Source organism: Herbaspirillum sp. NPDC087042, assembly GCF_044745245.1.
GTDB lineage: Bacteria > Pseudomonadota > Gammaproteobacteria > Burkholderiales > Burkholderiaceae_D > Herbaspirillum.
In genome coordinates this window covers 37,957-52,032 of sequence record NZ_JBIUZW010000017.1, presented here as the reverse complement: position 1 = coordinate 52,032, position 14,076 = coordinate 37,957, and the positions used below count along the sequence as shown (strand labels likewise).

14 protein-coding genes are annotated in these 14,076 nt (G+C 60.8%); 2 read left to right on the top strand and 12 right to left on the bottom strand.

Features of this window, described 5'->3' with window-relative positions; genetic code table 11:
• Positions 1–37: 37 nt before the first annotated feature.
• On the bottom strand, positions 38–1,033 hold the full coding sequence (fliG, locus tag ACIPHN_RS20985; protein ID WP_034338562.1) for a flagellar motor switch protein FliG: 996 nt from the start codon (positions 1,031–1,033) through the stop codon (positions 38–40).
• Positions 1,026–2,801, bottom strand: a complete 1,776-nt coding sequence (fliF, locus tag ACIPHN_RS20980) for a flagellar basal-body MS-ring/collar protein FliF (RefSeq protein WP_400439645.1) — start codon at positions 2,799–2,801, stop codon at positions 1,026–1,028. Before fliF ends, fliG begins: the two co-directional genes overlap by 8 nt.
• A gap of 254 nt (positions 2,802–3,055) precedes the next feature.
• Between fliF and fliE the strand changes: the two genes are divergently transcribed.
• The gene (fliE, locus tag ACIPHN_RS20975) at positions 3,056–3,412 is read left to right on the top strand and encodes a flagellar hook-basal body complex protein FliE (protein ID WP_400439641.1); all 357 of its coding nucleotides are present in this window, start codon (positions 3,056–3,058) and stop codon (positions 3,410–3,412) included.
• A gap of 109 nt (positions 3,413–3,521) precedes the next feature.
• Here fliE and ACIPHN_RS20970 read toward each other — a convergent pair whose 3' ends face one another.
• From ACIPHN_RS20970 to lexA, 10 genes are all read right to left on the bottom strand, one after another.
• Positions 3,522–4,277, bottom strand: a complete 756-nt coding sequence (locus tag ACIPHN_RS20970; RefSeq protein ID WP_400439638.1) for a flagellar brake protein — start codon at positions 4,275–4,277, stop codon at positions 3,522–3,524.
• 24 nt (positions 4,278–4,301) lie between these two features.
• Positions 4,302–4,646, bottom strand: a complete 345-nt coding sequence (locus tag ACIPHN_RS20965) for an EscU/YscU/HrcU family type III secretion system export apparatus switch protein (RefSeq protein WP_400439635.1) — start codon at positions 4,644–4,646, stop codon at positions 4,302–4,304.
• Positions 4,633–5,817, bottom strand: a complete 1,185-nt coding sequence (locus tag ACIPHN_RS20960; protein ID WP_400439632.1) for a flagellar hook-length control protein FliK — start codon at positions 5,815–5,817, stop codon at positions 4,633–4,635. The genes ACIPHN_RS20965 and ACIPHN_RS20960 overlap by 14 nt, the downstream gene beginning before the upstream one ends.
• Before the next feature lie 2 nt (positions 5,818–5,819).
• Positions 5,820–6,149, bottom strand: coding sequence for a flagellar protein FliT (locus ACIPHN_RS20955; RefSeq protein WP_400439630.1), 330 nt, complete (start codon positions 6,147–6,149; stop codon positions 5,820–5,822).
• 6 nt (positions 6,150–6,155) lie between these two features.
• A complete protein-coding gene (gene fliS, locus ACIPHN_RS20950; RefSeq protein ID WP_400439627.1) occupies positions 6,156–6,623 on the bottom strand; it encodes a flagellar export chaperone FliS in 468 nt (155 codons plus the stop codon).
• A 29-nt stretch (positions 6,624–6,652) separates the two neighbouring features.
• The gene (gene fliD / locus ACIPHN_RS20945; protein WP_400439624.1) at positions 6,653–8,722 is read right to left on the bottom strand and encodes a flagellar filament capping protein FliD; all 2,070 of its coding nucleotides are present in this window, start codon (positions 8,720–8,722) and stop codon (positions 6,653–6,655) included.
• Between the two features lie 216 nt (positions 8,723–8,938).
• The gene (locus ACIPHN_RS20940; protein WP_400439621.1) at positions 8,939–9,316 is read right to left on the bottom strand and encodes a flagellar protein FlaG; all 378 of its coding nucleotides are present in this window, start codon (positions 9,314–9,316) and stop codon (positions 8,939–8,941) included.
• 78 nt (positions 9,317–9,394) lie between these two features.
• Positions 9,395–10,483, bottom strand: a complete 1,089-nt coding sequence (locus ACIPHN_RS20935) for a flagellin (RefSeq protein ID WP_400439618.1) — start codon at positions 10,481–10,483, stop codon at positions 9,395–9,397.
• A 316-nt stretch (positions 10,484–10,799) separates the two neighbouring features.
• A complete protein-coding gene (locus ACIPHN_RS20930; RefSeq protein WP_400439615.1) occupies positions 10,800–12,800 on the bottom strand; it encodes a tetratricopeptide repeat protein in 2,001 nt (666 codons plus the stop codon).
• A gap of 175 nt (positions 12,801–12,975) precedes the next feature.
• Complete coding sequence (lexA, locus tag ACIPHN_RS20925; protein ID WP_400439612.1) at positions 12,976–13,632, bottom strand: transcriptional repressor LexA; 657 nt, start codon at positions 13,630–13,632, stop codon at positions 12,976–12,978.
• Positions 13,633–13,956: 324 nt separating this feature from the next.
• Here lexA and ACIPHN_RS20920 point away from each other — a divergent pair.
• The coding region (locus tag ACIPHN_RS20920; protein ID WP_400439852.1) for a 30S ribosomal protein S6 at positions 13,957–14,076 on the top strand (120 nt) is incomplete at its 3' end.

Genomic DNA, 14,076 nt, shown 5'->3' with positions numbered 1-14,076 from the left:
ATGCCGACAGCAAACTGCACGATGGGCGTCAAGCGCATCAGACGAACGCGTCCTCGCCCTTGGCGCCGAGCACGATCTGGCCTTCGTCGGCCAGGCGGCGCACGATCTGCAGGATGGCCTTCTGTTGCGCATCGACTTCGGACAGGCGCACCGGTCCCTTGGATTCCAGGTCTTCCTTCATCATCTCGGCCGCGCGCTGAGACATGTTGGCGAAGATCTTGTCGCGCAGGCCTTGCGAGGCACCCTTCAGGGCCACGATCAGCGACTCGGACTGGACTTCGCGCAGCAGCAGCTGGATGCCGCGGCCGTCGATGTCGATGATGTTCTCGAAGACGAACATCTCGTCCATGATCTTCTGCGCCATGTCCTCGTCGTAGGAACGCAGGTTGTTCATCACCGCGGTCTCGTTCTCGCCCGACATGAAGTTGAGGATCTCGGCCGCGGTACGGATACCGCCCATCTGTTGCTTCTTCAGGCTTTCGTTGCCGGTCAGCAGCTTGGTCAACACGTCATTGAGTTCGCGCAACGCGGCCGGCTGCACGCCGTCCAGGGTTGCAATACGAAGGATGACGTCGTTGCGCAAACGTTCCGTGAAATTGTTGATGATACCGCAGGCGTGGTCGCGCTCCAGGTGGACCAGGATGGTGGCGATGATCTGCGGGTGTTCGTTGCGGATGAGCTCTGCCACGGACTGCGCGTCCATCCACTTGAGGCTTTCGATGCCGGAGGCGTCGCGACCACCCAGGATGCGGTTGAGCAGGGAGGTGGCCTTGTCGTCGCCCAGGGCCTTGGTCAGCACGCTGCGGATGTACTCGTCCGAATCCAGGCCCAGCGAAGAGGCCTGGCCGGTCTCGGCGACGAAGGCTTCCAGCACTTCATTGATTTCCTCGAAGCTGACATTGCGCAGGGCCGACATGGCCGCGCCCAGCTTCTGGACTTCCTTCGGACCCAGATACTTCATCACCTCGGCCGCTTCATCCTCGCCCAGGGCGAGCATCAGGATGGCACCTTTCTGAACGCCGTCGTTACTCATTGTTCACCCATGACTTGATGATGCTTGCCACCAGCTTGGGATCATTCTTGGCCCACTGCTTGGCGGTTTCGAGATTGGCCTTGTAGGCGGCGCGTTCGTCGACCTCGGGCTCGCCGGAGAGGTTGACGATGGCATCCGGATCGTCCGGATCGAAGCCGGCGGCGACTGCGGCGGCAACGGCGGCGGCTTCGGCCTCGGCCTTTTCCTTGGCCAGGCGTTCGCGTTCTTCGCGACCCGACAGCTTCCAGATGATGGGGCGCAGCACGCGGAAGTAGATGAACAGCAGCACGGCAGCCAGCAGGATGTACTTGCCCGCTTCCTTGGCCAGGTCGATCATGCCCGGTTGCTTCCACAGCGGCACTTCCGGTTCCAGGTCGGTGCTGAACTGGGTGTTGACCACGTTGAGCGAGTCGCCGCGATCCTTGTTGTAGCCCATCGCCTCCTTGACCAGATCGGTGATCTGGTTGCGCTCGGCCTCGGTGAGCGGACGCATCACGATCTTGCCGGTATTGTCGATGGTGCGCTTGTAGTTCACCACCACGGCCACGGTCAGGCGACGCACGCCACCCATCGGTTGCTGGGTGTAGCGCACGGTCTTGTCGACCTCGTAGTTGACGGTCTCATCCTTGCGCGAGTTGCCGCTGGCAGTAGGCGAGGGCGCTGCGCCATTGGGTGTGGCTGCCTGGTTGGCGGCGCCATTGGCGGCCGCCGGATTGACGATCTGTGCCGTGGCCGGCGCCGGCGGCTGGTTGGTCAAGGCGCCCGGCACGCCAGAGGTTCCCGAGGACGAATTGTTGGCCTCGCTGCTCTGCTTGCTGCGCACCGCGGCGGTGTCCTTGGCCTGGTTGGGCTTGTAGGCCTCCGATGCCTGCTCGGAGCGCGAGAAATCGACATCGGCGGTGGCTTCGGCGCGCACGTTGCCATTGCCCACGATGGGGGCGATGATGGATTCGACGCGCTTGATGATGTCCTGCTGCATGTCCTGCACGTACTTCAGCTGGGTCGGATCCAGGGTATTGGTCTGCGCCTGCTTGGTGGTGTCGGAGAGCAGGTTGCCGTTCTGGTCGACGATGGTCACGGCCTTGGGCGAGAGCTCAGGCACGCTGCTGGCGACCAGGTGGACGATGGCGCTGACCTGTTGCTGATCCAGGTAGCGGCCGGGGTACAGGGCCAGCACGACCGAGGCGGTCGGCTTTTGCTGGTCGCGCACGAAGACGGATGCCTTGGGCAGGGCCAGGTGGACGCGGGCAGTCTGCACCGAGGACAGCGATTGCACCGAGCGCGCCAGCTCACCTTCGAGTGCGCGCTGGAAATTGACTTGTTCGAGGAACTGGGAAATGCCCAGCTTCTGGTTTTCCATCAGCTCGAAGCCGACATTGCCGCCCTTGGGCAGGCCTTGCGCCGCCAGTTTCAGGCGGGCGTCATGCACCATGTTCTCCGGCACCAGGATGGCCGAGCCGCCTTCGGAATACTTGTAGGGCACGTTCATCTGCTGCAACGAGGCCACAATGGCACCACCGTCGCGGTCATTGAAGTTGGAGAACAGGACCCGGTACTCGACCTTCTGGCTCCACAGCCAGATACCCACCATCACGGCAATGGTCGCGGCAGCGGCAATGATGAGCAGGATGCGCCGGCCCTGTGGCGAGCGGGCATAGCCAACCACGCCGCCCGGGGCGGGTTGCGCCTGGGGCAGACCCTCGAGATTGCTGTTCTCGGTCTGGTTGTTGGTGTCGCCGGTCATTGTGCCGTCGGCTGCTACCGCCATGATTTCCCCTCTGGCAGCCCTGCGATTGCCAGCTTGATAATGACTTTGTTCACTGCTTGCCTACCCTTAAGAGGTTTTTTGCTCAGTGTGGATTGTCCTTTGGAGTTGGGAATTTGATCGCCCGAACAGAATGGCAATTTCCCCGCTTATTGGTGCGATTTGTCAATGCAATGGTGTTAAGGTGCTGCTGTAGATGGCGGTAGTACGTGCTACGCGCCGGCAGGTTCTGAAATATGGCAATCAAGGGATGAGAAATGGCGATCGACAGCGTGATTGATACCAGCAAGATCGAGGCGATGGTGGCCCAGCTCAAGGCTGCGGCGGCACGTGCCCAGGGCATTGTGGACCCGGTTCAGAATGATGTTGCTGCCGAGAAAGCGGCGCCGCGCGTGGATTTTGCCGATGTGCTCAAGGGCGCGATCAACCAGGTCAACGATTCCCAGCAGCAGGCTGCAAAAATGTCCCAGGCCTTCGCCATGGGCGATGATAGTGTGAACCTGTCGGACGTGATGATTGCCTCGCAAAAGGCCAGCATCTCCTTCCAGACCAGCATCCAGGTGCGCAACAAGCTGGTGTCGGCCTACCGGGACATCATGACGATGCAGGTGTAGGCGGGCGTATTCATTCTCCCGGCCGTCGTGCTCGGGAGGAGCAAAAAAAACACCCCAGCAACCGGTCGCCGGTTCCTGGGGTGTTTTGTTGTTCGCTTGCCTGCCGGCGTCACATCATGCCGGAGGCCTTGGCATTCTGTTCGCGTTCCAGCTTGGTGATGAAGCGCTGGATGGCGGCCAGCACGGTGCGCGGAATGTCGACGAACTGGCAACCGAAGCGGTTGACCGTCTTGCCGGTGGTCATTTTGAATTCCTTGCAGTCGCGCACCTGCAGCTTGACCGACACCAGGGTGCTATCGCCCAGTTCCAGCTGGCAGTCTTCATAGATCGTGCCCTGGGTGGTGGGCAGGACCTTCTTTTCGTCGGTAATGCCCACGCCGCCGGCGCTGATGTTGTTGAGCAGCGTGACCACGGTGATGAACGAGCCATCCGCTTGCGTGATGCGGAAGGTGCAGCGCAGCGGCTTGGCGATCGGCGTGGGGATGCGGAAGTATTCGCGGCGTTGCAGGCGCACCAGGCTGTCCGGCAGCGCCACGCGCAGGGCGGGGCGGTTCTGGTATTCGACCTGGCTCGCGCCGTCGACGGCGAAGGTGATGCGGATGCTGTTGTAGATCGCTTCGAAGTTGATGCGCTTGCTGGAGACGATACTGTCGTTGAGCATGGCGCTGGGCGCGGCGTCGATGATCATGGCGCCATCGTCGTCATCCACTTCGAGAATGGAGGTGATGACCGATTCCGATCCGCCCTTGATCAGCAGGCTCAGCAGCTGGTTTTTCTCCATCATGCTGGTCAGCAGGGAAATGATCTCCCTCCGTGAATGAACCCGGTATGGGCTGTCGTCGTCGATCTCGTCGTAATTAGCCATCTGTGCGTCTTGTACGTCTGAAATTCAGCGAGTGGGATCGCTTTCCCCAGAGGGATTATTGGAATAATTTAACCTCGTATCATACATCACCGACTGCCCTAATTGCATATTTTCAATACGATATAGCCAGGCCAGTAATTCGGCCACGGTGCGGTACAGGGCAGGGGGGATTTGCTGGTCCAGCTCCACCTGCATCAGCAGTGATACCAGCTCCTTGGATTCGTGTACATAGACCCCGCTCTCGCGGGCGCGGGCGATGATGGCTTCGGCCACCAGGCCACGGCCCTTGGCCACGACTTGGGGAGCGGCCTGGTTGGCGTTGTAGGCCAGCGCGACCGCATTCTGCATTGCAATGTTAGATTTCTCCATCGGCTTGCTTGACGATCAGGGAGTCCAGGGAGGTGCCAGCCGCTGCCATGGCATCGGCGAACATCGGAGTGTTGGTGCGCAGGGCGGCGGTGGCGGCTTCGTTATCGGCCTTGACCTGCACATGGATCTGCTGGCCGATCAGGCGAATGGAGGCGCTCACGCTGCCCAGGTGGGCGAAGTTGAAGCGCACCACGCTGTGCCAGCTGGGTGGCTCCTGCGCTTCGCCTGGTGTCTTGGGCTTGTCGTTGCCGTCTTCCTGGTTGATTTCCCATTCCATCTTCTGGCCAGGCCAGACCTCGCCGTGCCAGAGCACGCGTTGCTGCTCCAGGGCGTTGAGCTGCAGGTTGATGATCTGCCCCAGCTGGTTCTGGGTCGGGTCATCGGTACTGAGCAGGTTGATGTCACCGCCTTTCTGGGCGGCGACCTGGGCCTGCGGTTCCTTCATCAGATCTTCGGCGGAGCGCTGCCCGGCGGCCCAGGCAGAGACATGGGATTCGTAGAAGACGCCGCTGTAGGTGATGGCATTCTGCAAGGCGTTTGCGACCTGGTCGGTCGGTGCGCCAGCCCGGGCCAGCAGTGGTGTGGTCGCGCTGACGTGATCGGCCATGTCGCCCTGCTGGGACGCCTGCAGCAGGCTGTTGATCAGCTTGGCGGCATTGCTCAGGGTGGTGGGTGTGCTGGTGGCGGTGCCGGCCTGACCGGACTGGGCTCCCTTGGCCTGGGCATCGAGCAGGGCTTCCTCGTGCTCGGCGATCTGTCCGGCGCCGCTTTCGTCACGGGTGACGAACTGCAGCGACTTCAGGTCTTTCTGCATCGCCCGGCCCGCCGTACTCAGGGCAACTGAGCTGCTCTCGCTATCCTGGCCAATGCTGTCTTCCTTGACGGCGAAGGTCGGACGCGGGTCCTTGGAGACCAGGGTCAGGACCAGCGAGTCGCCAGTGCGGGCATTGGGCGGCAGCACCATGCGCGCGGCCGTATTGGCAATGCGCACCAGGAAGGTGCCGTCATCGAAGGTGGAGAGGATGCGTCCGGCCAACTGCTGGCCCACGGCGATCTGGGCCAGGCGGCTGAAGGCTTCCTGCTTGGCATCGGCGACTGAAACGACGGCAGTGGCCGGATCGACTGGATTGACGGGCTGTACAGCCGTGGCGATATCTGCCCGCGGCAACATGATCAGCTACCTATGCCGTAGGTGTTGAGCAGTTTGCGTTCGGTGTGATTGCTTTGGATGAGCGCCGACAGCTTGCGCAGGCCGGGTTCGGTCAGGTTGCGGATGTCGCGATCGTCTTCCAGGATCTTGGTGATGAAGACGACCTTCCGGTCGCGTTGCACCTGGGTCAGGGCGATGTTTTCCTCGCAGATGCGCAGGTTCGCAATGTGCTGGCCGCACTGGTTCTCCAGCGTGGCCAGCAGTTCCCAGTCGGCCGCATGTGCGGCACCCAGCATCTGGTCGGTCAATAGCGAAATCGACTCGTAGATGGCGATGACGTCATCACCGTTCATGTCTGATTACACCTTTGCAAGGCGGGTTGGCGAAACGGCGTCCTCGTAGGCTGCCGGCACTTGTGGTGCCACGCCGGGTGTGCCGTTGGGATTGATTTGCTCCCAGGCCGAGCGGATGTCGGTGAGCAGCCCGTGGACTTCGTCCAGGATGGCCGGGTCATTGGTGGCGTTGGCCTGGAACAGGCGGCGGCTCATGTACTCGTATAGGGAGTCGAGGTTCAGGGCCAGCTCGCCGCCGACGTTTTTGTTCAGGCTGGCTCGCAGGCCATTGTCGATGATCAGGATGGCATGGGTGATCGACTTGCCCTTGCTGCGGATGTCGCCATCGGCCATGTGCTTCTTGCCCATGGCAATGGCGACCAGCGCGCCGTCGAACAGCATCGTGATGAGCTTGTGCGGATTGGCGGCCAGCACGCCGGTTTCCATGCCGATGTTGGCATAGGCGTTGGCGCCACGTTTCATGGTTCCGAACATCACATTCTCCTGTGTTCGCGGGTTGAGTCTTAGCTGGTCTTGGGCAGGTTGGCCAGCTGTTGCGTCAGGTAGCTTTGCGTGGCCTGCATGCTCGACAGGGTCGTGTTCAGCTGGTTGAACTGGTTGGTGTAGGCATCTTGCATGGCGGTCAGGCGCGTCTGAACTGCAGTTTGCTGGGCCTGGTTGAGCTTCAGGCTGGTCTGCAGACCATTGGTCTTGGTGGCGATCAGGCCGGTATCGCTCAGCAGGCTCGTCATCAGCGTCTGCAGTTTCGTGACGATACCATTGTTGGCCGACGTGGTGTTGGTCGTATCCGCATCGGTTGCAGTGAACAGATTGGCAATGCCGGCGAAGTTGCTGGAGGCGGCGGTCGACAGCTTGGTCGCGTCCAGTGCCAGGGTGCCATCTTTCTGGAAGGAAATGCCGATATCGGACAGAGAGCTGATGCCGTTGCCGCCATTGACCGTCGCAAACAGGGTGTTGCGCAACTGGTCGACGATGGTCTGCACCGACGACTCGCTGGCCAGCGGGGACGAATTGGTCGACTGTCCCAGCGTGGTCGACGGCGTTTGCGCGGTCAGGCTGGAGATGGCCTTTTCCAGCGTGTTATAGGCCGATACGAAGGTATTGGCCGCGGTGGTCAGGCCCGAGGTATCGTTGGAGATGTTGAGGGTCAGGTTATCCGAGGAATTGGTCACACTGGTCAAATTCAGTGTGACACCGGAGATGACATTCTCAACCTGGTTGCTGGGGCTGGTGACGGTCACGCCGTCGATGGACAGCTTGGCATCCTGGGCCTTGATCATCTGGCCCATGCCGGCCATGGTCAGGCCGGAATAGTCGCCCGTGCCGGTCAGTGCCACCGCGCTGGTGGCGCTGCTACCGGTCGGCGTGAGCACCAGGTGATTATTGGTGCCGTCATTGGTGATCGAGGCCGTCACACCGGCGTTGGCGCCGTTGATGGCGCTCATCACCTGCGTCAGGTCGATGGTGCCGCTGCCGTTGGCGGTGGGGTTGATCGCGACCGTCGTATCGCCGACCTTCAGGCTCAGGGTGCCACTGGCATAGGTCTGGGAGGTCGAGACATTGGGCGAGATCGTGGTACCGCTGGGGTCGCTGCTGAACACCGAATAGCTGCCGGTGCCGGTGATCTTGATGGTGTTGGCCGCGCCGCTGTCCTTGGCGGTGATGACGAGGTGATCATTGGTGCCATCGCTGACGATGGTGGCATTCACGCCGGCGCTGCTGGCGTTGATGGCGTCACGCACGCCGGCCAGGGTATTGGTGGCGGGCTGGATCACCGCGGTCGAGCCGGTGCCGGTCTTGATGGCCAGCAGGCCGTTGTCGAACGTGGTTCCGGGGGCAATGCCCGCCGAGCTCAGTTTCGCCGTTTGCGCCAGTTGCGAGATCGACACCGCATAGTTGCCCGAGGCGGCAGAGGTCGCATCGCGCGGCGCCTGGATCTGGGTCACGGTGCTGGGGGTCGAGCTGGAGGGGTCGTAGGCGAATCCGGACAGGGTATTGTTGGCCGACACCTTGATCGTATTGGCGGTGCCGCCGGTGTTGGATTCCAGTACCAGGTGGTCGCCGCTGCCATCGGTCACGACCGAAGCCGTCACGCCCGCATTGGCGGCATTGATGGCGTCGCGCACGCCGGCGATGGTCGAATTTGCCTTGAGCGTGACGAAGGTGGGTGAGCCGCTGCCGACCTTGATGGCGATGGAGTCGCCCGCGTTGAACGTGGTGCCGCTGGCAACGCCGGCCGATTGGATCTTCTGGGCCAGGATCTGGGTCGACGAGTCGCTGTTGATGGTGGCCGTGAAGGGATTGCTGGTCAGGTTGCTGCCCGTGCCGGCATTGGAGACCGAGCTTTTCTGGGAGCTGAAGCTGGCCGTGGTCATGCCCTGGATGGCGCTCTGATAGGTACTCAGTGCGCTCTTCAAGGTGCCATAGGCGGAAACGAGTGCGTTGTAGCTGCTGGCCTGGTTGGTCAGCGGAGTCAGGTCCTGAGCGCTCTCGGCCTGCATCAGGTTACTGACGAGCGTGTTGACGTCGAGGGGGCCTGCTGAGGTGGTAATGGTGCCGGTGGAAGTCGCCATGATTCACTCCTGATGTTTCGCTTGGTGCACAGCGCGGTAGGCTTCGCTGGCGCAGTCAACAGGAGAGCAACTCTCAAGTACGGCGTCGGCGGCGAAGGACGCTGTGCAGATAACTAGTTAAATCCGTTATGAACTGAGGTAACCGATCCTATCATGCAACCTGCCGCAGGGCGAAGAGGCATGTTTTTTTGTCGATCACTGCAGTTCGTACCAGACTCAGGCCTTTTCCTTGAGCAGCAAACCTTGCAGCTTGTCGATCGACTGCGCAATATTGATGGCTTCCTGGCTGGGGATCTGGCGGATCAGGGTGTTTGTTTCGGTATCCATGATCTTGATGACCATCTTGCCGGAAGTATCATCCTTGGCGAAGCTGAGCGAGGATGCATTGGCTGCAGCGAAGTCATTGAGCTTGCTCACAGCATGGTCGACCTGCTTGTCGGTCGGCTTGGGTGCATCGCTGGTCGTTGTCGTCGAGGCGGAAGCTGCAGGAGCAACAGCAGGCGCGACCGGATTCGGATTGGCGGCAGCTTGTGCGGGCGGATAGTTAATGCTGGAATCGGCCGCGCTTGTGGAGTTCAGTGGTGCAATCGACATGGTCCTACTCCCTTGCTTAAAAAAACGTGCGGAGAATATTGCGTATCCTCCGCACGTCATCCTACCTAGCTATTGGTCTTATTTCAACAGAGACAGGACCGACTGAGGCGAGGAGTTCGCCTGCGACAGCATCGCGGTACCAGCTTGTTGCAGGATCTGAGCACGGGTCAGGTTTGCAGTTTCCGACGCGTAATCCGTGTCCATGATACGGCTCTTGGATGCGGTGATGTTTTCGCTCGACACTTGCAAGTTGCTGATGACGGCGGTGAAGCGGTTCTGCACGGCACCGAACTCGGAGCGCTTGGAGGAGATCAGGTTGATCGCCAGATCCAGGTTCTGGATGGCCTTTTGTGCATCGCTTTGTGCCGACGGTTGTGCAACAGCGGCATCCAGTTGCAGCTTGGCGCTGTCAACGGCGGCTTGCAGGGTCACAGCCGACGAGGCCAGGGCGGTAGCCGACAGCGAGGAACCGGTAGCGAACAGGTTGTCCAGGGCAGCTTGTGCCGAGGTGTAGGTCGCTTGTGCGGTGCTCACGCCGGAGGTGTCGCCCAGACCGATCAGGCCCTTGGCGCTGGTGCCGATGACGTTGGCGATGGTCGAGTTGTTCGACAGGTCGTCCAGGGTCAGGGTGATCTGGTCGTTCAGCTTGTTGTTCACGACGTTGGCGCCGACCTGGAAGGACAGGGTCAGAGCTGCCGAGACGTTAGCCGAATCCGAGCCGGTACCAGCCGAAGCACCTTGGCCGACACCGGTGAACAGGTTTTGGCCGTTGAAGCTGGTGCCGTTCAGGACGCGGAACACTTCCTGCGACAGCTGGGTGTATTCGTCGTTGAGGGTCTTGCGGTCTTGTGCGCTGTTGGTGCCGTTGGAAGCTTGCACTGCCAGTTCACGCATACGCTGCAGGTTGTCGTTCACGGTCGACAGAGCGCCTTCAGCGGTTTGCGCCATCGAGATACCGTCGTTGGCGTTACGTTGTGCCACTGCCAGGCCGCGGACTTGGGAGTCCATGCGGGTGGCGATGGCCAGACCGGCGGCGTCGTCCTTTGCGCTGTTGACGCGCAGACCAGAGGACAGGCGCTGGATCGAGGTCTGCAGGGACGCCTGCGACATGTTCAAATTGCGCTGGGTGTCAATCGACGCAATATTGGTATTAATGATTGATGCCATGTTAATTCTCCTAAGATTTGAGACCGATGATCCGAGTTTCAGTGCTTAACTTTGGTCTTCTACCCATGAGCCTCAGGCGTTTCAACCTCTGTTGATTGCTTTATCGGGCAGTCTTGGAAAAAGTTTAGGGCTTTGGGCAAAAAATCTTTTTCAAGGCTTTCCGAACTAAAACTACGTGCTTTTAAAATCCAAGCAAATCCTTTTTCGACGGTATTCCGAAAAACTTTAGGGTTTTTTACGTTGTGGTCAGGCAATTTCAGTTGCCAAAAGAAAACCGCCCTGTACGGGCGGTTTTCTGGGTGGCAATTTGGATGGTCTAGGCCTTCTTTTGTTGCAAGGCAATTAATTCCTGGGCAACGCGCTGCATGACCGAGTCCCAATCCTGGATCGCGGGCTGGCGGAACAGGCGCATGCTCGGGTACCAGGGCGAGTCCTCGCGATCGTTGAGCCAGCGCCAGTCAGGTACGTGAGGGAGCAGGACCCAGGTCGGATGCCCCATGGCCCCGGCCAGGTGGACTACCGAGGTATCCACGCTGATGACCAGATCCAGGTTGCTGATTGCCGCGGCCGTATCGGCAAAGTCTTCGCAGGCGCTGCCGAGGTCGTGGACCACCATCTCGGGCGGGAGGTCTTTGAGGCCTTCCAGCGGCTTGCCCTTTTGCAATGAATAGAATTCGATCTTGGGCAGCGTGAACAGCTGCTTGACCCGGTCCAGGGGGATGGAACGATGGCGGTCATTGCCGTGCTCCGGGTTGCCGCCCCAGACGATGCCCACCCGCAGGTGCTGGGGCGACTTGCTCAGGGCGCCAATCTTCTCGCGCCAGGTGGCGGCCAGGAGCGCGTCGGCGGCCAGGTAGCTGGGGTAGGTGGGAATGTCCTCCACCCGTTCCATGCCCGTGGCGTAGGGCAGGCTCATCAATACATAGGAGCAGTCGGCTGGCGGCAGGGGGTCGCTTTCGCGAATCAGGGTCACCTCGGGGGTGAAGGACTGGAACAGTCGATACAGCGGGTTCTTGACGTGAACCGCCACGCGGGCGCCCATTTCCATGACCTTGCGGGCATAGCGCAGGAACTGGATGCTGTCGCCGAAGCCTTGCTCGTGCATCAGCAGGATGTACTTGCCCGCCAGCGAGGACTTGCCATCCCACTTCGGGATGACCTCGAACAGCTTGTGGATGACGCGGTAGACGTGGGAGCGTTCGCGCGTAATCAGTCGGCTTTCGTGGCACTCCCAGCCTTCCTTGAATTCGCCGTGCAATAGCAGGCTCAGTGCCAGGTTGTGCTTTGCGGTGGGGTAGTTGGGGCGCAACTCAAGCGCCGTGCGGAAATTCGCCACCGCTTCGTGGGTTTCGCCGTGATCGTGCTGGACGGCGCCGATGTTGTTGTACGTTAATGCGTATTTCGGGTCGACCTCCAGTGCGCGGCGGAACATGGCCATGGATGCCTCAAAGTCATCCTTGGCCGTGAAGTAGCTCGCGCCCAGCTTGACGTAACCGTTGGGATCCTTGGGCGCGATCTCGATGATGCGCATCAAGTGCTCGTGCGCCTCGTCCACCTGCTTGAGCTTCAGGTAGGTGTCGGCGATCTTGTTGTGGGCGTAGGTGTCCTGTGGATCCAGCAGGATGGCTGTCTTGTGGGATTCGACCGCTTCCTTGTACATCTCCATGGCATGGAAGGCTTCGCCCAGGGCGGTGTGCGAGGGGGCGAAGGTGATCTGCAGTTCAAGTGATTTCAGGATGGTGGCCACCGCTTCTTCGTAGCGCTTGGCATCGATCAGTGCGCGCCCCAGGTGCGAGAGTGGGCCGGGTGCATCAGGTTCGCGCCGCACCGCGTCCTGGAAATAGGCGATGGAGGCTTCGGGATCATTCTTCTGGTGCAGGGCATTGGCCAGGCCGACGCGCGCGGCACGGTTTTCGCCGTCGACGGCGATGGCGCGCTCGAACAGTTTGATGGATTCGTCGATGCGGTCCTGGCTCAGTACGCAGGTGGCCAGGTTGCCCAGGTAGTCTGCATTGTCCGGATCGGCCTCGATCGCCTTGAGCAGGTAGTGCTCACCTTCGGCGAACTTGCTTTCCTGCATCGCCACCAGTCCACGGGCGTGATTGGCGAACACCAGGGTGGGGTTGCGCGCCAGGACCGACATGCAGAGCGCCTTGGCCTCGTCGGACTTGCGGTCGTCGAGGAGATCCAGGCATTTGCGGATTTCCAGTAGATCCTGCAGGTTGTACTTGGGCGCTGCCGGCTGCGAGACCTTGGTGGCCGGTTGGGCCTTCTGGGCAGGGAGGGCGTGCTTGTTGCTGCTCTTGCGCGTGGACATCGATAAGATCCTGGTGGTTGGGCGCATCGGTGGCGCCGGGCATAGCTATCCAGCAGGCATGATATGCGTAGTGCCGACATCGCGAAGGCAGAAACAGAAAGCAAAAAAACCTTCGTTTTTAGTGAAGGTTTTTTGTGCTTGCGGGAAATGACGTCCGGTTCGGGCTGTTGCTGACCTAGTTCCAGCTGCGCAACAGGCCCACCGCCAAGCCCTCCAGGGCGAACTGGTCTTCGTCTGGCTTGACGATGATGGGCTCGAACTCCGGGTTCTCCGGGAACAGGGTGATGACGGCGCCGCTCTTCTGGTAGCGCTTGACGGTGACGTCGTCGGCCAGTCGGGCCACCACGATCTGGCCGTTGCGGACCTGGTCGGTCTTGCGTACGGCCAGCAGGTCGCCGTCGAGGATGCCGGCGTCGCGCATGGACATGCCGCGCACCTTGAGCAGGTAGTCCGGCTTGCCGGAGAACATGGCGGGATCGACCTGGTAGGTCTTTTCCACGTGTTCCTGGGCCAGGATGGGGGAGCCGGCGGCGACCCGTCCGATCAGGGGGAGGCTCAGCTGCATCAGGGTCGGGTGGGGCAGGGCCATCTGGCGGCCCGCCATCGTGGCGCCGGTGCCGGAGTCACGCAGCCGGATGCCGCGCGAGGTGCCGGGGGAGATCTCGATGGCGCCCTTGCGGGCCAGTGCCTGCAGGTGTTCCTCGGCGGCATTGGCGGAGCGGAAGCCCAGCTCGGCCGCGATCTCGGCGCGCGTGGGAGGGAAGCCGGTGTTCTCGATGGCGTTCTTGATCAGGTTCAGGATCTGTTCCTGGCGCGCGGTCAGTTTGAGCATGAGGTTGGCCTTCCGGTGTGGAGGGCTGTTTGTATGAACAGTCTGTATTTTTATACAGCACCATTCCATGTGTCAACGGCAACATGCGGGAATCTGCATCGGCGCTGCATCCATGGCGTGGAATCGCTGGATTTTTCGACCTATATATAAGAGGCCGTCATGCGGGCGAGGAGGTATTTGTCGCAGAGGGGCTGCAGGAAGTGAAGGGAAGTGCAGCAGAACGTTGCCGTCATGCCCAAAACCTAGTATGATCGCTGGTTTTCCTCTTCCCACACCCGTCTTGACGCCGGGGTGGGCGTCTCAATAAGTCCATAAGGAGTCTACATGCGTCACTATGAAATCGTATTTATCGTCCACCCGGACCAAAGCGAGCAAGTGCCGGCGATGATCGAGCGTTACAAGGGCATCGTCACCACCCGCGGCGGCAAGATCCACCGTGTCGAA

What these genes read in the sequence shown, in the direction of transcription:
- fliS (WP_400439627.1), bottom strand. Translation starts at nt 6,623, where the DNA reads ATGTTCGGAACCATGAAACGTGGCGCCAACGCCTATGCCAACATCGGC.
- fliD (WP_400439624.1), bottom strand. Translation starts at nt 8,722, where the DNA reads ATGGCGACTTCCACCGGCACCATTACCACCTCAGCAGGCCCCCTCGAC.
- ACIPHN_RS20930 (WP_400439615.1), bottom strand. Translation starts at nt 12,800, where the DNA reads ATGTCCACGCGCAAGAGCAGCAACAAGCACGCCCTCCCTGCCCAGAAG.
- ACIPHN_RS20970 (WP_400439638.1), bottom strand. Translation starts at nt 4,277, where the DNA reads ATGGCTAATTACGACGAGATCGACGACGACAGCCCATACCGGGTTCAT.
- ACIPHN_RS20960 (WP_400439632.1), bottom strand. Translation starts at nt 5,817, where the DNA reads ATGTTGCCGCGGGCAGATATCGCCACGGCTGTACAGCCCGTCAATCCA.
- ACIPHN_RS20940 (WP_400439621.1), bottom strand. Translation starts at nt 9,316, where the DNA reads ATGTCGATTGCACCACTGAACTCCACAAGCGCGGCCGATTCCAGCATT.
- ACIPHN_RS20935 (WP_400439618.1), bottom strand. Translation starts at nt 10,483, where the DNA reads ATGGCATCAATCATTAATACCAATATTGCGTCGATTGACACCCAGCGC.
- ACIPHN_RS20955 (WP_400439630.1), bottom strand. Translation starts at nt 6,149, where the DNA reads ATGAACGGTGATGACGTCATCGCCATCTACGAGTCGATTTCGCTATTG.
- ACIPHN_RS20965 (WP_400439635.1), bottom strand. Translation starts at nt 4,646, where the DNA reads ATGGAGAAATCTAACATTGCAATGCAGAATGCGGTCGCGCTGGCCTAC.
- fliG (WP_034338562.1), bottom strand. Translation starts at nt 1,033, where the DNA reads ATGAGTAACGACGGCGTTCAGAAAGGTGCCATCCTGATGCTCGCCCTG.
- fliF (WP_400439645.1), bottom strand. Translation starts at nt 2,801, where the DNA reads ATGGCGGTAGCAGCCGACGGCACAATGACCGGCGACACCAACAACCAG.
- lexA (WP_400439612.1), bottom strand. Translation starts at nt 13,632, where the DNA reads ATGCTCAAACTGACCGCGCGCCAGGAACAGATCCTGAACCTGATCAAG.
- fliE (WP_400439641.1), top strand. Translation starts at nt 3,056, where the DNA reads ATGGCGATCGACAGCGTGATTGATACCAGCAAGATCGAGGCGATGGTG.